The following is a 19,591-nucleotide window of genomic DNA, read 5'->3' as shown; positions in this document are numbered from 1 at the left end:
CGCCTCGGGTGGATCGCCAGGGGGGGCGGGTCAGACGTGGGGGACGAAGGCCTGCCAGGCCAATCGGCGCGAACCACGCGGGTCGGGCTCGACGCGGTCGGTCGCGTCGATGACGAGCGTCAGCCGCTCCTCCTCGTCGTAGCGCGGCCATTCGGTCTCGTCGACCCGGCCGTCGCGGGCGAAGGCCAGCCAGTGCGCGCGCATGCGCTTGCTCGCGGCGAGGAAGGCCCGCCGCCCGCCGAGCACCGTCATGGTGCGGCCGAACCAGCCGTTCATCCGGTCGAACACGGCGTAGAGCTCGAGACCGTGTGTGGCGTCGAAACCGGCGAGGCGCACGAGCCGGGGTGCGATGTCGAAACGGTAGAAGTGCACCGGCTGATAGCGGGCGTGGCGCTCGGCGACCTTCACGGTGGGATACCAGAAGGCGTAGTCGCCTCCGAAGTCGGCAGCCGGGCGCTTGGCCGGCAGGCCCGGGTACTCCGCCTTGATCGCCTTGCGCGCGCCCTTCTTGGTGCGCGAGAAGATGGCGCGGATGCGCTTGGGCGTCGTCGCCAGGATGTCGAGACGGCCGGTGAACAGCGATCCCTCGCGGTCGTTGGTGCCGATGATGAGTGGCACGGGGGCGGCACGGCCCTCCTTGAACGCGTCGAGCGGGCGCTCGGGCAGGCAGTCTCCGTCGATCACCGGGGAAAGGACGATGGTGCCCGGATGCGCATCCGGGGTCTTCAGCGTGAGCGAGACCGCCGCCTCCACCAGCTCCGTCGCCGCGGCATCCGCCAGCACCTGCCCGGCGATGTCGTCGGAGGTGGACTCGACACCGTCGGTGTCGATCGACTCGGTGAGGAGTTCGACGAACTCCTGCGCCCAGACGGCGGTCATCTCGGGGAGGTAGATCGCGTTGGCCGGGGCGCTCTGCGCGATCGCCCGGGCGAAGAGACCGCGAGCCGCGGGTGTTGCCATCAGCGTCGTCACGGCGTTGCCTCCGGCGGATTCGCCGAACAGGGTCACGTTCGCCGGATCACCGCCGAAGGCGGCGATGTTGTCGCGCACCCACTCGAGAGCGGCGACCTGGTCACGCAGTCCCAGGTTCGACTCGAGCGGCCGCTCCGGGGTCGAGAACCGGGTGAAGTCGAGGTAGCCGAGCGCACCGAGCCGGTAGTTGAAGCTCACGTAGACCACCCCGCCCTCGCGCACCAGGGCTTCGCCGTTGCGCGGGTACTCGGCCGAGGAGCCGACGCTGTAGGCACCGCCGTGGATGAAGACCATGACGGGCAGCCCGTGCGCCGCCGTCGCCGGCCGCAGCACGTTGACGGTGAGGCAGTCCTCCGACATCGTGGCGGTGCGCGAGGCGCCGATGAAGTTGCCGTTGCGGGACTGCATCGCGATGGGCCCGAACTCGGCGGCGTCTCGCACACCCTCCCACGGCACCACGGCCCGCGGCGCCCGGAAGCGCAACGATCCGACGGGTGGTGCGGCGAACGGGATGCCGCGCCAGTGCCGCAATCCGAGCCGCCGCCGCTCGACGCCCCGCACGATTCCGCCCGTCACCTCGACCTCGAGCGCGGGTGGTGCAGACGTCGTGACGGTCACGGCTGAATGCTACAGCCGTCGGGTGAACGCCACCCCGTTCGCGCCGCCGGAACGGTACTCCGAGCGGATTCTCAGGGCTCGTTCACACGCCCGTCACCCGCCGGATCGACGGCGAGCGTAGCGTCACATCCGTGCCCTCGACGAAGCGACGTCGCCGAGAGCGACGCATCCACCGCCGCTACTACCCCACCGCTCGCCCGCGCCTCCGCCAGGCCGGGATCATCGCCCTCGTGCTCGCCTTGTTCGCCCTGGCCGGCATCCTGGTCTGGGCCGCCCTCTTCTACAAGTAGCCTCTCAGCCACCCCGCGGAAGTGCGCCCGACTAGTTGAGGATGAACTGCTGGGAGTCGGCGGAGTCGATGCCGGCGACCTGCACGTTCAGGTGGTACGACGCGCCGCCGGCCGGAACCTGGGGGCGGTCGGTGGCCGAGCAGGTGTCCTTCGAGGAGCGCGTGCGATCCCAGGTGAAGGGCGTCGACGCCACCGCGACACCGGGCTCGAGCACGGCCTCGGTGTCGGAGGGATCGGTCTGGCAGTCGGTGGAGACCCAGTAGGTCTCCTCACCGCTCGTGATCGTGTAGATCTGCTGCGAGGTGCCCGCGTTGATCTTGCAGGGCTCCGAGCCGGTGTTGGTGATGGTGAACGAGAGCTGGGGCTTCGTGGCGGCGTGGTAGTTCGCGGCATCCGTCACGGGGGAGATCGTGATGTTGCCGGCGGCACAGGCCACGACCTCGCCGGGCGGGGTGGTGGAGGACGCGTCGACGGCACCGGGCGTGGACGTGGCATCCGTGTCTTCGGCATCCGTCGCGGCCGCGCTCGGCGGCGGACCGGTGTGGATGACGCCGTTGCTCGCGTCGGCCGGGCCCGACCCGGGTCGCACCACGATCAGCACCACGATGGCGATGATCGCGAGCGCCAACAGCAGCACCACCAGACGGCGCCGCCAGTACACCTTCTTGGGCTGAGGCCCGACCGGATGCCTGATCGTCGACATGCCCCCAGGTTAACCAGCGGAGACGCGAACGGGCGCTACACCGCTCCGTGAGTCGCGAGGCCGAAAGCTTCGAGTTCCCTGTCATCGAGCATCCGGGAGCGGATGAGGAACCGTTTGCCCTCCGGCGCCTCGATGGAGAAGCCGCTGCCCCTCCCGTCGACGATGTCGATGGTGAGATGGGTGTACTTCCAGTACTCGAACTGCGAGCGCGACATGTACACCTCGATCGGGTAGGTGTCCTCGACGTGCAAGGTCCCGATCAGGATGTCGGAGGCGCCCACCCGGAACATGCCCACCGGGTAGCACATCGGCGACGAGCCGTCGCAGCATCCGCCCGACTGGTGGAACATCAGCTGCCCGTTGGTGGCGGCGAGGTGCCGCAGCATGTCGGCCGCGGCATCCGTCACGTCGACCCGGTCGAGGGCGGGAGCCGCCGCAGCGACCCCCTCCCCCGAGCCCGAGCCCGAGCCCGAAACCGTGTTCGGCATCAGAAGAATCCCATCGGCCCGTCGGCGTAGGAGACGAGGAGGTTCTTCGTCTGCTGGTAGTGGTCGAGCATCATCCGGTGGTTCTCCCGGCCGATGCCCGACTGCTTGTAGCCGCCGAACGCCGCGTGCGCGGGGTACTGGTGGTAGGTGTTCGACCAGACGCGACCGGCCTGGATGGCGCGGCCCGCCCGGTAGAGCTGCGACCCACTCCGCGACCAGACGCCCGCTCCGAGGCCGTAGAGGGTGTCGTTGGCGATGGAGATGGCGTCGTCGTAGTCGTCGAAGCTCGTGAGGGCGAGCACCGGCCCGAAGATCTCCTCCTGGAAGATGCGCATGTCGTTGCGCCCCTCGAACACGGTCGGCTGCACGTAGTAGCCACCGCTCAGGTCGCCACCGAGATCGGCGCGCTCTCCGCCGGCGAGCAGCTTCGCGCCCTCCTGCTTGCCGATGTCCATGTAGCTGAGGATCTTCTCGAGCTGGTCATTGGAGGCCTGCGCCCCGATCATGGTCGACACGTCGAGAGGGTTGCCCTGCTTGACCTTCGCCACACGGTCGAGGCCGTCGGCCACGAACCCGTCGTAGATCGACCGCTGCACGAGGGCGCGCGATGGACAGGTGCACACTTCGCCCTGGTTGAGCGCGAAGAAGGTGAAGCCCTCGAGTGCCTTGTCGTAGAACGAGTCCTTCTGGTCGGCGACGTCGGCGAAGAAAACGTTCGGGCTCTTGCCGCCGAGCTCCAACGTCACCGGGATGAGGTTCTCGCTCGCGTACTGCATGATGAGGCGGCCCGTGGTCGTCTCACCGGTGAACGCGATCTTGCGGATCTTCGGATGCGACGCCAGCGGCGCCCCCGCCTCGATGCCGAACCCGTTCACGATGTTGAGCACACCGGCGGGAAGCAGGTCCTTGATCAGGTCGAGCCAGACATGGATCGACGCCGGTGTCTGCTCGGCCGGCTTGAGCACCACGCAGTTGCCCGCGGCGAGCGCCGGGGCGAGCTTCCAGGTGGCCATGAGGATGGGGAAGTTCCACGGGATGATCTGCCCCACGACCCCCAGCGGCTCGTGGAAGTGGTAGGCCACGGTGTCGTGGTCGAGCTCGGAGATGCCACCTTCCTGCGCCCGGATGCACCCGGCGAAGTAGCGGAAGTGGTCGATGGCGAGCGGGATGTCGGCGGCCAGCGTCTCACGCACCGGCTTGCCGTTCTCCCAGGTCTCGGCCACGGCAAGAACCTCGAGGTTCTCCTCCATGCGGTCGGCGATCTTGTTGAGGATGACGGCGCGCTCGGCGACGCTGGTCTTTCCCCAGGCGTCGAACGCCTTCCACCCCGCTTCGACGGCACGATCGACATCCGCAGCGGTGCCGCGGGCGATCTCGGTGAAGACCTGGCCCGTCACGGGCGAGGGGTTCTGGAAGTACTGGCCGTTCGCGGGCGGAACGTATTCGCCGCCGATGAAGTTGTCGTAGCGCGGCTTGAACGACATGACGGCTCCGGGAGTTCCCGGATTCGCGTAGACGTTCGGGGCGGAGGGGGCCGCTGCGGCGGCCTCGGGGCGATCGGTGATGGTCATGAGTGGATGCTCCTTCTCGACGACGGTGTCGGACAGGCTGAACGCTACGCGTCGGAAGGTTGCACGTGATTGCACGAGGTTGCCGGGGCCCATTCCGCGGACGGGCGGGGAATGCGGATGTGCCTTTGCGCCTTGAAGGTAGGCATGACACTCGTCGCTACCGCGGCAGACCCGCATCCGCTCTCCGAGTTCCTCGCGCGCTTGCGACTCACCGCGACGGCCCTGCAGGCGGAAGAACTCGCCGCCGGCGACCGACGGATGTTCGAGGCCGAGAGCGTCGTGGTGCATCACCTTCGGTCGGGCTCGGCGGCCGTCGCACGACTCGGCGAGTGCGCGATCGTGCGAGCCGGCGATGTGGTGGTGCTGCCGCACGGCGGATCGCACACGGTGACAGCCCTCGAAGACGGACAGCTCGTGACCGCCCGTCTGCGGGTCGACGGCGCGACAGCGGCCACGTTGCTGTCGGCGCAGGGCTTCCCCCAGCTGATGATGGCGTGCGGACTGGCTCTGAACGATCCGGTGGTGACGGCCGTTGCCGTTGCCCTGCGCACCGAGGTGCAGTCACGGCGACCGGGATCGGCCACGCTCGCCCAGGGCCTCGCCGCGGTGCTGGCCGCCGCGGTGATGCGCAGCTGGGTCGAGAACGGATGCCTCTCCGCGGGCACAGACCTGGCGCTGACCCTCCGCGACCCGCACATCGCCCGCGCCGTGGAGGCGATCCACGCCGAGCCCGGCGCACCGTGGACCGTGGCGGGACTCGCCCGCCTGGCCCAGTCGTCGCGATCCGTCTTCTCGGAGCAGTTCCGCCGCGCGGTCGGCGAGCCGCCGCTCGGCTATCTGGCCCAGGTACGGATGGACCGCGCCAAGGCGTTGCTGAGCGACGAGGGTCTGAGCGTCGGGCAGACCGCGGCGGCCGTGGGCTACCGCTCCGACGAGGCGTTCAGCCGCGCGTTCCGCCGGCATACCGGCACGTCGCCCACTGCCTGGCGCCGCGGGGAGTGAGCCGGGGGGCGGGCCCCGCAGCGCCCACCCCCCGCACGCTCCCTTGGCGCCGACGTCTCAGCCGCGGCGGTTCCTCAGTGTGCTGAGGAGTACCGCGCCGACGAGCACGGCGACCCCTCCGCCCACCAGCGCGGCGCCGACACCCACGCCGTCGACGAGCACGCCGCCGACCACCGCGCCGGCCGCGATCGCCACCTGGAAGGTCGCCGCCTGCAGCCCTCCGACGCTCTCCAGCCGGGTCGGCTCGGTCCGCGCCATCCAGGTCATCAGGGTCGTCGGCGCCCCGCCGAATCCGAAGCCCCACAGCGCGACCGCGGCGAGCACGCCGACCGTGGTCGCGCCCGCGACGGCGAAGACGAGCATCGCCGCTCCGAGCGTGAGGGGGAACAGGAGCACCGCCAGCCGCATCCGACGGTCGGCCACGGGGCCGGCCGCGAGGTTGCCTGCGAAGGCGGCGAGGCCGTAGACCAGCAGGAGCAGCGCCAGACCCGAGGCCTCGATGCCGCCGATGCTCTCGGCGGCGGGGCGGATGTAGGTGAATCCGGTGAAGTGACCGCCGGCGATCAGCGCCGTGGCGAGCAGCCCCAGCAGGATGAGGCGTGAGCGCAGGGTGGCGAAGAGCGGACCGAATCCGGGGTGCCCCGTCGGGCTTCACCGACGGGAGCACGACCGCCTGCACCACGAAGGCGAGCACTCCGACGCCGGCGGCCAGCGCGAAGACCGCACGCCACCCCCAGACCTCCCCGAGCCAGGTTCCGAGCGGGATGGCGGCGACGGTGGCGAGCGAGACGCCCGTGTTCACCACGGTCATGGCGAGTCCCAGTCGCCGGGCGGGCACGAGGCGCGCTGTCATGGCGATGGCGAGTGCCCAGAAACCACCAAGCGTGATGCCGAGCAGCACGCGCGCGGCGAGCAGCACCGTGTAGTTCGGGGCGAGCGCGACGAGGAGGTCGGAGGCCACCGCCAGCGCGGTGAGCCCCAGCATCACCCGGCGCCGGTCGAGTCGCGGGAGCAGAACGGGCAGAGTGATGCCGGCCACGGCCGCGACGATGGCGGTCACGCTCACCGATTGTCCGGCGACGCCTTCGCTGACGCCCAGGTCGCCCGCGATGCGCGAGAGCAGGCTCGCCGGGAGGAACTCGGCCATCACGATGGCGAACACGCCGAGACCGAGCGACACGACACCGGCCCAGGATGCGCGCTCCGGCTGTCCCGGCGTGGCCGATGGCGTCGGCGGCGTGGCCGAAGGCGTCGGCGCGGGAGTCGAGGTCGCGGTCGTGGGGACGGCGCCGGTGGGCGCGCCGGCCGGGGAGAGGTCGATGCTGTTCATGGGGGATGCAACGCACGCCGCACCCGGCGCCATCCGACCGATCGTCGGCTGATCCGTGCCGATCGTCCGGACGGGAGGGATCGAGCACGCCTGGCGGCCCGTACGGTCAGCCGCGCTCCGGGCCGCTGTCGGCTTCGAGCCGCTCGAGGTGCAGCATCACGCCGGCTCGTCGCGGGGAGCGGGCGGGCAAGAGGCGGAGGGCGGCGGTCCAGACCTCGACGTCGTCGACGCCGTCATCCGTCGCGGCGTAGTCGAGGAGGACGTCGACGGCGGCGTCGCTGAGGAGGGCTTCGCGCAACCGCACCCGGAGGTCGCCGCGCAGGCGCGCGACGCCCGGCGCCTCCGATTCGGGCAGCAGCCGGCCGCGGTAGGCGGCGAGCGCCACCCGGTGCGCCCCTCGGTCGAGCAGCGAGACGACGTGGTGCGCGTCGAGCTCCACCGTGGTGGAGAGGCGGTACGGCCGGGACTCGAGGTCGAGCCCGACTCCGCTGGACCGCAGCAGCCGTCGCAGTCGCACGATCTCGGCGCGCAGCGTCACCGTGGCCGTGTCGTCGCCGTAGACCTCCTCGGCCAGCCGCGCGGCCGAGAGGCCTTTGCGATGCCACGCGAGCACGGTCACGATGTCGGAGTGCCGCGCGCTCAGCTCGATCGAGCCCGCCGGTCCGGTGAGTTCGCCGGTCTCGCGGCCGAGCACGTGCATCGACAGGCGGGGGGCGGGTCGGTGCGAACCCGGTGATCCGCACAGGTGCCGGGCGGCTTCCTGCCGTGGCGCCGGCAACTCCGCCGACGCCGGGACCGTCGCCGCCCGATCCGTCCCGGAGCGCCTTCAGCCGCAGCACCATCAGCTCGGCTTCGGCTGCTGCAGCGGTCGCCTCGATGAGCGGGAGCGTGTGCGGGTCGACGGCCCGGGCATCCCCGGTGATGTCGATGACGCCCAGGATGCGCCGGGTCTCCGGATCGTGCACCGGCACCGCCGTGCAGCTCCAGCCGTGCACCAGCCGGTTGAAATGCTCCTCGTCGTGGATCTGGATGCCGTGGTCGAGTTCCAGGGCCGTGCCCGGGGCGGAGGTGCCGACCTGCTGCTCCGACCATCCGGCGCCCTCGACGAACCGCATCTCCTCGGCTCGCCGTTTCGCGGCATTGTCGCCCTCGACCCAGAGCAGCCGACCCATCTCGTCGCCCACGGCGACCAGGAGTCCCGAACCCTCGGCGTCGCGCACGAGGAGTTTGCGGATGACGGGCAGCACCGGAGCGAGCGGATGCGCGAGCCGGAAGTCGACGAGGCTGTCCTCCGCGACCTCGAGAGCGGGGAGCAGGTGCTCGGGATCGAGTTCGCGACGGCGGGCACGCTCCCACGACTCGTGCACCACCCGGCGCGTGCGGGCGGGCGCGCGATCGCCGGGCTGGGCGAGCCAGGGGCTGGTCATCGTCGTCCGCCAATCGTCGTCGATCGTGGGGCGTCCCGCGCCGCGGTCCGCGCACTCAGTATCGCTCGCCAGCCTCCGACCCGCCAGAGTGCGGCGCTGCTGCGCGGTCCCTCACCAGGGCAGGCGCAGCACGTCGACTTCAGAGCCCGCGGCTGCGCCTTCGTGCGGCAGCACGAGCACGCCGTCCGCCTCGGCGAGGCCGCGTAGCATCCCGGCACCGTGCCACGCGGTCGGATGCGCCTCGCCCGCCACGAGACGATACGGCCGCAGCGTCGTCGGGGATGTGCCCGGCGGCAGATCCGCGGCGATGCGGACGCGGCCGAGCGCGGGCATCCCTCTCCCCTGCATCGCCGAGACCAACGGATGCGCCAGCGTGAGCAGGGCGAGCATCGCCGCGAGCGGGTTGCCCGGCAGCCCGATCACCAGTCGGCCGTCGGGGAGGCGCGCGAGCAGGGCCGGCGCGCCTGGCCGCACGGCGATGCCGTCGACGAGGAGTTCGGCGTGGGCGGCCCGGAGCGCCGGCCGCAGGTGGTCGGCCGGGGAGTCGCCGGTTCCTCCGGTGGTGACGATCAGGTCGACGGAGCGGGCCGGCGGCGCGGCGGACGATCGCCCCGTTGCGTCGGCCGCGAATTGACCGGGCTCGAATACCGCGAGCGTCGCGGCAAGGTCGTCGCCGACCCGCTGGCGAGCGACGACGTCGGCGCCGAGCGCGGCCAGGATCGCCGGGAGCGTCGGCCCGAAGCTGTCGCGCACAGCGCCGAGGCCGGGAATCCCGCTCTCGACGACCTCGCCGCCGGTGAGCACGAGTCCGACCCCTGGTCGCCGCACGACCGCGATGTCGTCGTGCCCGCATCCGGCCGCCATCGCCACGTGGGCGGGTGTGAGCAGATCGCCGGCGCGGAACACCGTCTCCTCTGCCGCGGCCTCCGTTCCGGCGGGACGGATGTGCTGGCCGTCTCGGGGCTCGCCCGGGACTCCGCCGGGGCGTACGGAGAGGAGTGCCGCGCCCGCGTCGTGACGGTCGTCGCCGGACGTGGGGCTGACGGCGCCGGAGCGCATGGAGTGCTCTGGTTCGTGGCCGCCGAGGCTGTCCTCGCCGGTGGCGAGCCCGGGCCGGACCACGCCGCGTTCGCTGCGGAGCACGCCCCGTGTTCCGGGCGGGATCACCCCGCCCGTGACGATCGGTACGGCCTCCCCCGGCCGGAGGAGGACGGACGCGGCATCCGCACCGTCGCCTCTCTCGTCATCATCGGGCTCTCCGCCAGGATCGGATCCGAGGTTCAGGAGGCGCCACGGGCCGTCGCCAGCGACCACCCAGCCGTCCATGGCCGAGGACGCGTAATGCGGAACAGGTGTCAGGGCGAGAAGGTCGTCGGCGAGTACGCGGCCGACGGCGTCCTGGAGCGGCACCCTCTCGGAGGTCAACCTCGAGCCTGCCTCGTGCGCGCGTCGGCGCGCCTCGTGCCACGAGACCGCCGTGGCGCTCACGTCGCGCGCGGGACGTCGGCCCCGGGGTCTGCGGCCGCCGCCGGTCCGTCGTCGTCGCTGTGCGGCCGTTCCGTCCGGCCACCGGTCCCGTCGGCGCTCGTCTCTGTGGCCGTGGCGACTTCGGCACTGGCCGCTCGGGTCGATCCTGCGCCTCGGTCTTTGCTGGTCTCCGTGCGGGCGCCAACCTCGCCCTTCAGCGCGCCCTCGGCGTGGGTGCCGGGGCCGGGGCCTGACGACCGCGGCTCGGCGCTGTCGCTCTGCGGCGTGACGTCCGCGACGGCGGCGTCGGTGGCGGATCCTGACCCCGGGTCGTCGCTGTCGTTCTGCGGCATGACGTCCGCGGCATCGGCGGCAGCGTCCGTGGTGTCGGCGTCGGCGTGGGCGTCCGCGTCCGCGTCCGCGTCCGCGTCCGCGGCGGATTCTGACCCTGGGTCGGCGCCCGCCAGGCGCCGGGCGATGTCGCCCGCGCGGGTCGCGGCCGCCGCGGCATCCGTACCGTCCGCCGCCGCGAGGCCCGCGGCATAGCCGACCACGAACGTCGTGAGGGGCGCGGCCGGACGCCGTACAGCGTGCGCCGCGACACCGGCGAGCCCGAGCACCTCGTCGACGTCGACCTGCAGCCCCTCGAGCCCGAGCTCGGTCGTGAGTCGGGAGACCCACTGCTCCAGCACCGCGCGCTGCTCCGCGTCGTCTTCGGCAGTCCGCACCTTCGGCCGGCGCGCGCCGCCGTCGCCGTCCTTACCGCCGTCGCCGTCCTTACCGCCGCCACCGCCTTCACCGGTGTGGGCGGCGCCCGCCACGATGCCGTGACGCGCGGCGTCCGCCCAGGTGTCGACGTCGTCGGCCGACCCGCTCGGCACAGCGACGACGCCGAGGCTCAGCCCTTCGAGCAGGCGCCGCACCGGCAGTCCGTCGAGATCGCCCGTCGCGTGGTGCCGTTCGACCGTCACCGAGAGCGCCGCCGTGCGGTACATCGCGAGGAGGTGCTGCTGCCGCCCCTCGTCGTCGATCGCGACGATCCCGTCCGCTCCGTCGACGGCGTCCAGCCGATCGAGCCGCGCATGCTCCCCTGCGGCCGCCAGCAAGGCGCCCACCGCGCCGTCGACCTCCGGCAGGTCGCACGCCAGCACCAGCACGAAGTCCGAATCCTCCTGCCCTCCGGATGCGCTCTCCAGCGCGGCGAAACCGGCCGCGATCCCTGCCGCCGGGCCCCCGAACGGCGGCTCCTCGCAGGCGACGATGATGCGCGCGCGGTCGACGTCGTCGTCACCGGCTGCCTCGGCACCGTCCGTGTCGTCACCGGGCAGGCGAACGGTCGTGACCTCGCCCCCACCATCTGCCGTGTCCGACCCCATCCGGCCGGCGTGTTCGTGCTCGAGTGCAATTCCCACGTCGGCGGCGATCTCCGCGACATCCGCCGCGCCGACGACCACGACCCGCCGCGCCCCGCGCGACACCGCGCTCGCGACCGTCGCCGCGAGCAGCGAGTTCCCAAGGAACCTCAGCCCCGCCTTCGGCGTCCCGCCGAGACGCGACGACCTCCCGCCGGCCAGCACCATCGCATCGAACAACACGCCTCCACCCTAGACGGGCTCACGAGAGCTCGTCCTCTCCCCCACAAATCACCCAGTCCGTCGATCCCTCCACAATCGGAGCGGTCGATTGCCCGGCGGCATAGCCCATGCCTACCCTGAAGCCATGGGAAGAATCACCGCTCGACGCCGGGTCACCCGCATCACCGTCGGCGAATCACGCGTCATCCGCGAAGACACGCTCGCGGTCGAGGAGCCGCTCGAGATCCGGGTCGGCGGCCGCTCGCTGGCCATCACGATGCGCACTCCGGGCCACGACATCGACCTGGCGGCCGGCTTCCTCGTCTCCGAAGGCGTCATCCGCCATGGCGACGACTTCGCGGCCGCGCGCTACTGTGCCGGCGCCACTGACGAGGGCCTCAACACCTACAACGTGCTCGACGTCACTCTCGCGCCCGGTGTTCCAGCGCCAGACCCGAGCCTCGAACGCAACTTCTTCACCACGAGCTCGTGCGGTCTCTGCGGCAAGGCCAGCATCGACGCGGTACGCACCCTCTCCCACTACGAGGTGTCGACGGATGCGCTCACTCTCGATCCCGCGCTCCTCGCCACGTTCCCCGAGCGGCTCCGGGCGCACCAGGCTGTCTTCGAGAAGACCGGCGGGTTGCACGCGGCCGCCCTGTTCGACGGGCGCACCGGCGAACTCCTCGTGCTGCGCGAAGACGTGGGGCGGCACAACGCCGTCGACAAGGTGGTCGGCTGGGCGGCGAAGGAGAATCTGCTCCCTCTCCGCGGAACGGTGCTCATGGTGTCGGGCCGCGCGAGCTTCGAGCTCACCCAGAAGGCGTCGATGGCCGGCATCCCTCTCCTCGCCGCCGTGTCCGCACCCTCGTCACTGGCCGTCGAACTCGCGACCGAGCTGGGCATGACGCTCGTCGGGTTCCTGCGCGGACCTTCGATGGTGGTCTACAGCGGGGCACACCGCCTCGCGGAGGCCAGGTCGCCGCGAGACGTTCCTCCTGAAGACGGCGCCGTCGCGACCGCCGCACCATCTCCCTCCGTCGGTTCGCAGGCGGTCCGCGCATGACCCGCAAACCGCCCGTCGCCGACGCCACCGACGCTCTGATCAAGGTCACCCTGCCCGGACACGCGGCGGCCGGCATCCCGGGAGTCGTCCATTCGATGGGCCCGGCTCTCGCACAACTCGGCCCTCGCCGCACCCTGTCGCTCTTCACGTCGATCAACCAGAAGGAGGGCTTCGACTGCATGAGCTGCGCGTGGCCCGATCCCGATTCGCGCAAGACCCTCGAGTTCTGCGAGAACGGGGCGAAGGCGGTCATCTGGGAGGCGACGCCGATCACCGTTCCCACGAACTTCTGGGCCGAGCACTCGGTCGACGACCTCGCGGGTAAGTCGGAATACTGGCTCGGACTTCAGGGCCGCCTCACCGAACCGGTCTACAAACCGGCAGGGGCCGACCACTACCGCCCGGTGAGCTGGGACGAGGCGTTCACCATCGCCGGCACCGCTCTCCGCGAGCTCGAGAGCCCCCACCAGGCGGCGTTCTACACCAGCGGCCGAGCCTCCAACGAGGCCGCCTTCGCCTACCAGTTGTTCGTGCGCGCCTTCGGCACCAACAACCTGCCCGACTGCTCGAACATGTGCCACGAGTCCACCGGCTCGGCGCTCTCCGAAGTCATCGGCATCGGCAAGTCCACCGTGAGCTACGACGACTTCGAGCAAGCCGATCTCATCATCGTGATGGGCCAGAATCCCGGCACCAATCATCCGCGCATGCTCACGGCGCTCGAAGACGCCAAGCGCGCCGGCGCCTCGATCGTCTCGGTGAATCCGCTCCCGGAGGCGGGGCTGCAGCACTACAAGAACCCACAGACGGTACGGGGGCTCATCGGCAAGGGCACGGCACTGGCCGACCAGTTCCTGCAGATCCGGTTGGGCGGAGACATGGCGCTGCTGCAAGCCCTGTCCAAGCGGGTGCTGCAGGCGGAGGCAGCCCACCCTGGAACCGTGCTCGACCACGAGTTCCTGGCCGAGCACTGCGTCGGGCTCGACGAACTCACCGCTCACCTCGCCGATCTCGACGAGACCGAGGTGCTGACCGCCACGGGTCTCACGAGCGCCGAGATCGATGAACTGGCCGAACGTTACATCAGGGCCGATCGCGTGATCATCACTTGGGCGATGGGTCTCACTCAACACAAGAGGGCCGTGGCCGGCATCAAGGAGATCATCAACCTGCTGCTGCTCCGAGGCAACATCGGCAAGCCCGGTGCGGGAGCCTCGCCCATCCGCGGGCACAGCAACGTGCAGGGCGACCGCACGATGGGCATCTGGGAGCGCATGCCCGATTCCTTCCTCGACGCTCTCGAGCGGGAGTTCGGCTTCGATCCACCGCGGGCGCACGGTGTCGACGCGGTGCACGGCATCCGCGCCATGCAGCGCGGCGAGATCAAGCTCTGGGTCTCACTCGGCGGCAACTTCGTGGGGGCCATCTCCGACACCGCGGCCGCGGAGGCCGCCATGCGCGGCACGGAGCTCACGGTGCAGATCTCCACGAAGCTCAACCGGTCGCACGCGGTCACCGGGGCCGCCGCACTCATTCTCCCCACGCTCGGCCGCACCGAGATCGATCGGCAGCAAGCGGGCGTGCAGTTCGTCACCGTCGAGGACTCGGTCTGCGCGGTGCACGCGTCACGCGGCCGGGTCGAGCCCGTGGCACCCGATCTTCTCTCGGAGGTCGCCATCGTGTCGCGGCTGGCGCGTGCCACCCTGGGCGCAGAGAGTCCCATCGATTGGACCGCCTTCGAGAACGACTACGACGTCATCCGCGACCACATCGCGAATGTCGTGCCGGGATGCGCCGGATACAACGAGAAGGTGCGTCGCCCGGGCGGCTTCGTGCTGCCGAACGGTCCCCGCGATTCGCGCACCTTCCCCACGGCGGTCGGAAAGGCCATCCTCACGGTCAACGAGCTGGAGCCGATCGAGTGCCCACCGGGCCGCCTGCTGCTGCAGACGCTCCGCTCGCACGACCAGTTCAACACCACGATCTACAGCCGCAACGACCGCTACCGGGGGATCAAGAAGGGTCGCGACGTCGTGTTCGTGAACCCCGACGACCTGGCCGACCTGGGGCTGGAAGACGGGCAGACGGTCGACGTGTTCAGCGAGTGGCCGGGGCAGCCCGACCGCGAACTGCGGGGTTTCCGCGTGGTGTCGTATCCGACGGCGCGCGGCTGCGCGGCCGCCTACTTCCCCGAGGCGAACGTGCTCGTGCCCCTCGACAGCACCGCGGAGGGGAGCAACACGCCGGTCTCCAAGGCCGTCGTGGTGCGCCTGGAGCCGGCCCGAGAGCCCGCGCGCGCCTAGCCGGCCGGGAGCAGCGTGGGGTCGTGGAGTTCGTGCTCGGACACGGTGCGGCAGTCCTCGCCGAAGGTGAAGTCACCGAGCACCCGGCCTCCCGCGAGCACGGTGGGCAGCCAGTACTTCGCGTCATCCCACATCTCGTCGAGCGGGAGCTCGTCGATCGGGTACCAGGCAGGCGCGACCTCGTCGGACTCCTCCGGTTCGCCCGTCCAGCGTGAGCCGACGAACACGGTGGAGTCCTGGCTCCAGTTCTCGCGATACGGGAAGGCGAACTTCACCAGTCCCGCCTGCCGGAGATCGGCGGGATCGACCAGCAGGCTCGACTCCTCTTCGATCTCCCGCACGATCGCCTCGCGCGCCGTCTCCCCCGGCTCGATCTTGCCGCCGAGGCCCACGATGTTGCCGGAGCCGAGGCCCGTCTTCTTGCGGCCGAGCAGCACTTCGGTGCGCCCGTCGGCACCCACGCGCGTCAGGAACGCGACGCAGACCTGGTACGGGGACACGGGAGACATCTGTGGATGATATCCCCCGCATGTTTTCGGCATGTTTCCGGGTGCGCGGGGGGAGGCATCCGTCGTCCGCGCTGCACTGGGAATTGTCGGGGGCCCGGCGTACCCTCGGAGGCATGACCGATTTCATTGATCCCCTCGAGCCCGGTTCGTTCGAACACAACGGCCAGCGGCCCGAGGTCGACGAAGACGAGCAGCAGGATTCCTTCGACAAGCAGGTCGAAGAGGAATTCAAGGAGTACATCGGCGAGGCCCAGGCCACCGACGGCCCCGCTCCGGCGGGCTGACGACGCCCGAGAACGCGTATGCCGCGCCGATCGAGGCGCTGACGCAGCTGCGCGCAAGCACCCTCGACGACATCGCGACGCTCACCGACGCGATGTCGTCGCTGCGCCTCCTGCGGGAATCGTCGTCGGACGACGACGAGCACGACCCCGAGGGCCCTACCCTCTCCAGCGAGTGGTCTCGCATCCGTGGTCTCCTCATGGAGGCCGAGGCCCTGTTGGGCGAGACGGATGCCGCGTTCGCCCGTGTCGACGCCGGCACCTACGGTCTCTGCGAGAACTGCGGCCGCCCCATCCCGCCCGCGCGCCTCGAAGCGCGCCCCGCGGCGCGCCTCTGCGTCCCCTGCGCCTCCCGCCTCACCTGACCCACCCCCGAACTTCTGGACCCTAACGGCCCCAAAATCGAGATTTTGGGGCGCTTGGGGGCAAAAAGTCGGAGCGCGAGGGCGAGAAGTCAGTGCGCGGAACCCCTCGAGCCGGGCGTGTCAGGCGGGTCGCCTCCGAGCTCCCACGGGAGCGGGCCCTCGAGCTCCACGGGCTCGTCGGGCGGAGTGTCGAAACCGCCGGGGCGCTGCACCCGCCCGAAGAACCCCATCTGGTTCGACTTGGGCAGCACCGACTCCGCGGGTCCGTCGAAGTCCGCCGACTCGTCCGCCGACCGACGGCGCCCGAAGTACCGTGCACGCAGCCGCTCGTTGAACGACCGCTTCTCCTCCGGCGATCCGCCGATCTCGTCCTTCGCGTTCATCGGAGGTGCTTCAGCATGCGCGTGTTGCCGAGCGTGTTCGGCTTGACGCGGGCGAGGTCGAGGAACTCCGCCACACCTTCGTCGGGCGAGCGCACGAGCTCGGCGTACACCTCCGGATCGACGAGCGACAGCGGTGACGCCGTGTACCCGTTGCGCTCGAAGAACGGCACCTCGAAGGTCAGGCAGAACAAGCGCGAGAGGCCGAGTTCGAGCGCATCCGCCTCGATCCGCTGCACCAGCGCGCGGCCGATGCCCTGACCCAGCCAGTCGTCATGCACGGCGAGAGTGCGTACCTCGCCGAGATCCTCCCAGAACACGTGCAGGGCGCCGCAGCCCACCAGCTCGCCGTTCGGATCCTCGGCCACCCGGAACTCCTGAACCGCCTCGTAGAAGACGACCGCGTCTTTACCCAGCAGAATTCGTCGCTGCACCAGGGGCTCCACCAGCTCTTGGATACGGGGGACGTCACTGGTGCGCGCCCGCCGAATGGAGACGGGCGACTTCTGGGGTGTCATCGAACCAGCGTATCTCGCGCTCGAGGGACCCCTTAACGACCGAGATCCGTCACTTCCGGCCCTTCCCGAAGGAATTCAGGGCCGCAAGTGACGGATCTGGTGGTGTGACGCGGGTGAGGCTAGTCGAGGTCTCCCAGCGCGGCGGCCGCGGCGGCTGCCGAGACCTGCTCGTCGGTGCCGGCGCCGATGGCGACCGGCTCACGCGAGGACTGCAAGAACGTGAACTTGCCGTCGACGAAGTCCACGTGGACGTGGTCACCGGCGTTCAACTCACCCTGCAGGATGCGCTCCGACAGCTGGTCTTCGACCTCGTGCTGCATCGCGCGGCGCAGCGGGCGCGCACCGAGCGAGGGGTCGAAGCCGACCTCGATCAGGCGCTCCTTGGCGGCGAGCGTGAGCTCGATCGTCATGTCGCGGTCGAGCAGGCGGTCGCGGAGGCGCTTGATGAACAGATCGACGATCTGCAGCAGCTCCACCTTGTTCAGCTGCGGGAAGACGATCGTGTCGTCGACACGGTTGAGGAACTCGGGCTTGAAGCTCTTCTTCAGCTCCTCCGAGACCTTCGCCTTCATCCGCTCGTACGACGTCGACTCGTTGCCCGTGGCCTGGAAGCCGATCGGGGCACCGGTGATGTCCTTCGTGCCGAGGTTCGTGGTCATGATGATCACGGTGTTCTTGAAGTCGACCACGCGACCCTGGCCATCCGTCAACCGGCCCTCTTCCAGCACCTGGAGGAGCGAGTTGAAGATGTCGGGGTGCGCCTTCTCGATCTCGTCGAACAGCACCACGCTGAACGGCTTGCGGCGCACCTTCTCGGTGAGCTGGCCGCCCTCTTCGAAGCCGACGAATCCGGGAGGAGCACCGAACAGTCGCGAGACCGTGTGCTTCTCGCCGTACTCCGACATGTCGAGGGAGATGAGCGCGTTCTCGTCGTCGAACAGGAACTCGGCCAGCGCCTTGGCCAGCTCGGTCTTACCGACACCGGTGGGGCCGGCGAAGATGAACGAACCGGAAGGACGCTTCGGGTCCTTCAGACCAGCGCGGGTGCGGCGGATCGTGCGGGAGAGCGCGATGATCGCCTCGTTCTGGCCGATGACCCGCTGGTGCAGGGCCTTCTCCATGAACACCAGGCGAGCGGACTCCTCTTCGGTGAGCTTGAACACCGGGATGCCCGTGGCCTGGGCCAGCACCTCGGCGATGAGCCCCTCGTCGACGATTCCGGAGGTCTGCACGTCGCCCGACTTCCACTGCTTCTCGAGGCGCAGTCGCTCGCCGAGGAGGTTCTTCTCCTCGTCGCGCAGCGATGCGGCCTTCTCGAAGTCCTGGTCTTCGATCGCGGCTTCCTTCTGGCCGCGCACCGCGGCGATCCGCTCATCGAACTCGCGGAGCTCCGGCGGCGCCGACAGGATCGACAGACGCAGGCGCGCACCGGCCTCGTCGATCAGGTCGATCGCCTTGTCGGGCAGGAAGCGGTCTTGCACGTAGCGGTCGGCGAGGTTCGCGGCGGCGACGATCGCGCCATCCGTGATGGACACCTTGTGGAACGCCTCGTACTTGTCGCGCAGGCCCTTCAGGATGTTGATGGCGTGCGGCAGCGACGGCTCGGCGACCTGGATGGGCTGGAAGCGGCGCTCAAGCGCGGCGTCCTTTTCGAAGTGCTTGCGGTACTCGTCGAGCGTGGTGGCGCCGATGGTCTGCAGCTCACCTCGGGCGAGCAGCGGCTTCAGGATCGAAGCCGCGTCGATCGCGCCCTCGGCAGCACCCGCGCCGACGAGGGTGTGGATCTCGTCGATGAAGGTGATGATGTCGCCGCGGGTGCGGATCTCCTTGGTGACCTTCTTCAGGCGCTCCTCGAAGTCGCCGCGGTAGCGGGAACCGGCGATGAGCGAACCGAGGTCGAGCGTGTAGAGCTGCTTGTCCTTCAGCGTCTCGGGCACGTCGCCGCGCACGATCGCCTGGGCGAGGCCCTCGACCACGGCCGTCTTTCCGACGCCGGGCTCACCGATGAGAACAGGGTTGTTCTTCGACCGGCGGGAGAGGATCTGCATGACCCGCTCGATCTCCTTCTCGCGCCCGATCACGGGGTCGAGCTTGTTGTCGCGCGCCGCCTGCGTGAGGTTGCGCCCGAACTGATCGAGGATCTGCGAGCCCTTGTCGGGAGCCTGGTCGTTGCCGCCCACAGCCACCTGCTCCTTGCCCTGGTAGCCCGAGAGGAGCTGGATGACCTGCTGCCGCACGCGGTTCAGGTCGGCGCCCAGCTTCACGAGCACCTGAGCGGCGACGCCCTCACCCTCGCGGATGAGACCGAGCAGGATGTGCTCGGTACCGATGTAGTTGTGGCCGAGCTGAAGTGCTTCGCGGAGCGACAGCTCCAGCACCTTCTTCGCGCGCGGCGTGAAGGGGATGTGGCCGGTCGGCTGCTGCTGACCCTGGCCGATGATGTCTTGCACCTGCTCGCGCACGGCGTCGAGCGAGATGTTCAGCGACTCGAGGGCCTTCGCGGCCACGCCCTCACCCTCATGGATGAGTCCGAGCAGGATGTGCTCGGTGCCGATGTAGTTGTGGTTGAGCATCTTGGCCTCTTCTTGGGCCAGGACGACGACGCGACGGGCGCGGTCGGTGAATCTCTCAAACATGTCTGTCTCCTTGGCCGCCAGGGCAGGATGACGGCCGATACGAAGAGACTAGCCAGCGAACAGGGGCCCAGCAGCCCCTGTTCGCCGTGGG

Annotated in this window: 19 protein-coding genes and 2 pseudogenes; 7 read left to right on the top strand and 14 right to left on the bottom strand. The window is 70.1% G+C overall.

Translation table 11 applies throughout. The features are described 5' to 3' along the window. Positions 1 to 30: 30 nt before the first annotated feature. The gene (locus tag ACFJGU_RS11090; RefSeq protein WP_382303596.1) at positions 31 to 1,590 is read right to left on the bottom strand and encodes a carboxylesterase/lipase family protein; all 1,560 of its coding nucleotides are present in this window, start codon (positions 1,588 to 1,590) and stop codon (positions 31 to 33) included. A 131-nt stretch (positions 1,591 to 1,721) separates the two neighbouring features. On the opposite strand from ACFJGU_RS11090, the gene ACFJGU_RS11085 reads away from it, so the two are divergent. Then, the gene (locus ACFJGU_RS11085; protein WP_382303595.1) at positions 1,722 to 1,880 is read left to right on the top strand and encodes a hypothetical protein; all 159 of its coding nucleotides are present in this window, start codon (positions 1,722 to 1,724) and stop codon (positions 1,878 to 1,880) included. 31 nt (positions 1,881 to 1,911) lie between these two features. On the opposite strand, the gene ACFJGU_RS11080 is transcribed toward ACFJGU_RS11085, so the two are convergent. The 3 genes from ACFJGU_RS11080 to ACFJGU_RS11070 form a co-directional block, all read right to left on the bottom strand. Further along, positions 1,912 to 2,583 carry a hypothetical protein gene (locus ACFJGU_RS11080; protein WP_382303594.1) on the bottom strand — a complete coding sequence of 224 codons (672 nt, stop codon included), beginning with the start codon at positions 2,581 to 2,583 and terminating at the stop codon, positions 1,912 to 1,914. A 35-nt stretch (positions 2,584 to 2,618) separates the two neighbouring features. After that, positions 2,619 to 2,969, bottom strand: a complete 351-nt coding sequence (locus ACFJGU_RS11075; protein ID WP_382310342.1) for a DUF779 domain-containing protein — start codon at positions 2,967 to 2,969, stop codon at positions 2,619 to 2,621. A 101-nt stretch (positions 2,970 to 3,070) separates the two neighbouring features. After that, complete coding sequence (locus ACFJGU_RS11070; protein ID WP_382303593.1) at positions 3,071 to 4,642, bottom strand: aldehyde dehydrogenase family protein; 1,572 nt, start codon at positions 4,640 to 4,642, stop codon at positions 3,071 to 3,073. Positions 4,643 to 4,786: 144 nt separating this feature from the next. On the opposite strand from ACFJGU_RS11070, the gene ACFJGU_RS11065 reads away from it, so the two are divergent. Next, entirely contained in the window at positions 4,787 to 5,644 is an 858-nt protein-coding gene (locus ACFJGU_RS11065) for an AraC family transcriptional regulator (protein ID WP_382303592.1), read from the top strand. Between the two features lie 57 nt (positions 5,645 to 5,701). On the opposite strand, the gene ACFJGU_RS11060 is transcribed toward ACFJGU_RS11065, so the two are convergent. Together ACFJGU_RS11060 and ACFJGU_RS11055 are read right to left on the bottom strand one after the other, a co-directional pair. Then, positions 5,702 to 6,208: an MFS transporter gene (locus ACFJGU_RS11060; RefSeq protein ID WP_382310340.1), complete on the bottom strand. Its 507-nt coding sequence runs from the start codon at positions 6,206 to 6,208 to the stop codon at positions 5,702 to 5,704. Positions 6,209 to 6,329: 121 nt separating this feature from the next. Then, positions 6,330 to 6,791, bottom strand: a pseudogene (locus tag ACFJGU_RS11055) (MFS transporter); the annotation flags it as partial. On the opposite strand from ACFJGU_RS11055, the gene ACFJGU_RS11050 reads away from it, so the two are divergent. Beyond that, positions 6,754 to 7,026 carry a hypothetical protein gene (locus tag ACFJGU_RS11050; protein WP_382310482.1) on the top strand — a complete coding sequence of 91 codons (273 nt, stop codon included), beginning with the start codon at positions 6,754 to 6,756 and terminating at the stop codon, positions 7,024 to 7,026. The pseudogene ACFJGU_RS11055 and the gene ACFJGU_RS11050 overlap by 38 nt on opposite strands. A gap of 54 nt (positions 7,027 to 7,080) precedes the next feature. Here the strand turns inward: ACFJGU_RS11050 and ACFJGU_RS11045 are convergent, their stop codons facing one another. The 4 genes and pseudogenes from ACFJGU_RS11045 to ACFJGU_RS11030 all read right to left on the bottom strand — a co-directional run bounded on the left by ACFJGU_RS11045 (position 7,081) and on the right by ACFJGU_RS11030 (position 11,463). Continuing rightward, a complete protein-coding gene (locus ACFJGU_RS11045; protein WP_382310480.1) occupies positions 7,081 to 7,674 on the bottom strand; it encodes a hypothetical protein in 594 nt (197 codons plus the stop codon). A gap of 205 nt (positions 7,675 to 7,879) precedes the next feature. Further along, positions 7,880 to 8,089, bottom strand: a pseudogene (locus ACFJGU_RS11040) (transcriptional regulator); the annotation flags it as partial. A 423-nt stretch (positions 8,090 to 8,512) separates the two neighbouring features. Continuing rightward, a complete protein-coding gene (locus tag ACFJGU_RS11035) occupies positions 8,513 to 9,889 on the bottom strand; it encodes a molybdopterin molybdotransferase MoeA (RefSeq protein ID WP_382303591.1) in 1,377 nt (458 codons plus the stop codon). Next, positions 9,886 to 11,463 carry a DUF6457 domain-containing protein gene (locus ACFJGU_RS11030; RefSeq protein WP_382303590.1) on the bottom strand — a complete coding sequence of 526 codons (1,578 nt, stop codon included), beginning with the start codon at positions 11,461 to 11,463 and terminating at the stop codon, positions 9,886 to 9,888. Before ACFJGU_RS11030 ends, ACFJGU_RS11035 begins: the two co-directional genes overlap by 4 nt. Positions 11,464 to 11,587: 124 nt before the next feature. Between ACFJGU_RS11030 and fdhD the strand changes: the two genes are divergently transcribed. Together fdhD and ACFJGU_RS11020 are read left to right on the top strand one after the other, a co-directional pair. Further along, positions 11,588 to 12,508: a formate dehydrogenase accessory sulfurtransferase FdhD gene (gene fdhD, locus ACFJGU_RS11025; protein WP_382303589.1), complete on the top strand. Its 921-nt coding sequence runs from the start codon at positions 11,588 to 11,590 to the stop codon at positions 12,506 to 12,508. Then, positions 12,505 to 14,811: an FdhF/YdeP family oxidoreductase gene (locus tag ACFJGU_RS11020; RefSeq protein ID WP_382303588.1), complete on the top strand. Its 2,307-nt coding sequence runs from the start codon at positions 12,505 to 12,507 to the stop codon at positions 14,809 to 14,811. Before fdhD ends, ACFJGU_RS11020 begins: the two co-directional genes overlap by 4 nt. Here the strand turns inward: ACFJGU_RS11020 and ACFJGU_RS11015 are convergent. Continuing rightward, positions 14,808 to 15,320, bottom strand: coding sequence for an 8-oxo-dGTP diphosphatase (locus ACFJGU_RS11015; protein ID WP_382303587.1), 513 nt, complete (start codon positions 15,318 to 15,320; stop codon positions 14,808 to 14,810). The genes ACFJGU_RS11020 and ACFJGU_RS11015 overlap by 4 nt on opposite strands. A gap of 113 nt (positions 15,321 to 15,433) precedes the next feature. Here ACFJGU_RS11015 and ACFJGU_RS11010 point away from each other — a divergent pair, with 113 nt between their 5' ends. Together ACFJGU_RS11010 and ACFJGU_RS11005 are read left to right on the top strand one after the other, a co-directional pair. After that, positions 15,434 to 15,604: a hypothetical protein gene (locus tag ACFJGU_RS11010; RefSeq protein WP_382303586.1), complete on the top strand. Its 171-nt coding sequence runs from the start codon at positions 15,434 to 15,436 to the stop codon at positions 15,602 to 15,604. A gap of 92 nt (positions 15,605 to 15,696) precedes the next feature. Further along, positions 15,697 to 15,966, top strand: coding sequence for a TraR/DksA family transcriptional regulator (locus tag ACFJGU_RS11005; RefSeq protein ID WP_382303585.1), 270 nt, complete (start codon positions 15,697 to 15,699; stop codon positions 15,964 to 15,966). An 89-nt stretch (positions 15,967 to 16,055) separates the two neighbouring features. Here ACFJGU_RS11005 and ACFJGU_RS11000 read toward each other — a convergent pair whose 3' ends face one another. From ACFJGU_RS11000 to ACFJGU_RS10990, 3 genes are all read right to left on the bottom strand, one after another. Next, entirely contained in the window at positions 16,056 to 16,349 is a 294-nt protein-coding gene (locus ACFJGU_RS11000; protein ID WP_382303584.1) for a hypothetical protein, read from the bottom strand. Then, positions 16,346 to 16,864, bottom strand: a complete 519-nt coding sequence (locus ACFJGU_RS10995) for an amino-acid N-acetyltransferase (protein ID WP_382303583.1) — start codon at positions 16,862 to 16,864, stop codon at positions 16,346 to 16,348. Before ACFJGU_RS10995 ends, ACFJGU_RS11000 begins: the two co-directional genes overlap by 4 nt. A gap of 119 nt (positions 16,865 to 16,983) precedes the next feature. Further along, the gene (locus tag ACFJGU_RS10990) at positions 16,984 to 19,500 is read right to left on the bottom strand and encodes an ATP-dependent Clp protease ATP-binding subunit (protein ID WP_382303582.1); all 2,517 of its coding nucleotides are present in this window, start codon (positions 19,498 to 19,500) and stop codon (positions 16,984 to 16,986) included. Positions 19,501 to 19,591: the final 91 nt, after the last annotated feature.

Source organism: Herbiconiux sp. UC225_62, from assembly GCF_042694625.1.
Lineage (GTDB): Bacteria > Actinomycetota > Actinomycetes > Actinomycetales > Microbacteriaceae > Herbiconiux.
This window is presented reverse-complemented; position numbering and strand designations above follow the sequence as displayed.

Bases quoted from the DNA above. Each gene is read 5' to 3' on its own strand.
- ACFJGU_RS11005 (WP_382303585.1), top strand. From the start codon at position 15,697: ATGTCGTCGCTGCGCCTCCTGCGGGAATCGTCGTCGGACGACGACGAG.
- fdhD (WP_382303589.1), top strand. From the start codon at position 11,588: ATGGGAAGAATCACCGCTCGACGCCGGGTCACCCGCATCACCGTCGGC.
- ACFJGU_RS11070 (WP_382303593.1), bottom strand. From the start codon at position 4,642: ATGACCATCACCGATCGCCCCGAGGCCGCCGCAGCGGCCCCCTCCGCC.
- ACFJGU_RS11075 (WP_382310342.1), bottom strand. From the start codon at position 2,969: ATGCTGCGGCACCTCGCCGCCACCAACGGGCAGCTGATGTTCCACCAG.
- ACFJGU_RS10990 (WP_382303582.1), bottom strand. From the start codon at position 19,500: ATGTTTGAGAGATTCACCGACCGCGCCCGTCGCGTCGTCGTCCTGGCC.
- ACFJGU_RS10995 (WP_382303583.1), bottom strand. From the start codon at position 16,864: ATGACACCCCAGAAGTCGCCCGTCTCCATTCGGCGGGCGCGCACCAGT.
- ACFJGU_RS11045 (WP_382310480.1), bottom strand. From the start codon at position 7,674: ATGCACGTGCTCGGCCGCGAGACCGGCGAACTCACCGGACCGGCGGGC.
- ACFJGU_RS11015 (WP_382303587.1), bottom strand. From the start codon at position 15,320: ATGTCTCCCGTGTCCCCGTACCAGGTCTGCGTCGCGTTCCTGACGCGC.
- ACFJGU_RS11000 (WP_382303584.1), bottom strand. From the start codon at position 16,349: ATGAACGCGAAGGACGAGATCGGCGGATCGCCGGAGGAGAAGCGGTCG.
- ACFJGU_RS11050 (WP_382310482.1), top strand. From the start codon at position 6,754: ATGCGCGAGAGCAGGCTCGCCGGGAGGAACTCGGCCATCACGATGGCG.
- ACFJGU_RS11065 (WP_382303592.1), top strand. From the start codon at position 4,787: ATGACACTCGTCGCTACCGCGGCAGACCCGCATCCGCTCTCCGAGTTC.
- ACFJGU_RS11020 (WP_382303588.1), top strand. From the start codon at position 12,505: ATGACCCGCAAACCGCCCGTCGCCGACGCCACCGACGCTCTGATCAAG.
- ACFJGU_RS11010 (WP_382303586.1), top strand. From the start codon at position 15,434: ATGACCGATTTCATTGATCCCCTCGAGCCCGGTTCGTTCGAACACAAC.
- ACFJGU_RS11080 (WP_382303594.1), bottom strand. From the start codon at position 2,583: ATGTCGACGATCAGGCATCCGGTCGGGCCTCAGCCCAAGAAGGTGTAC.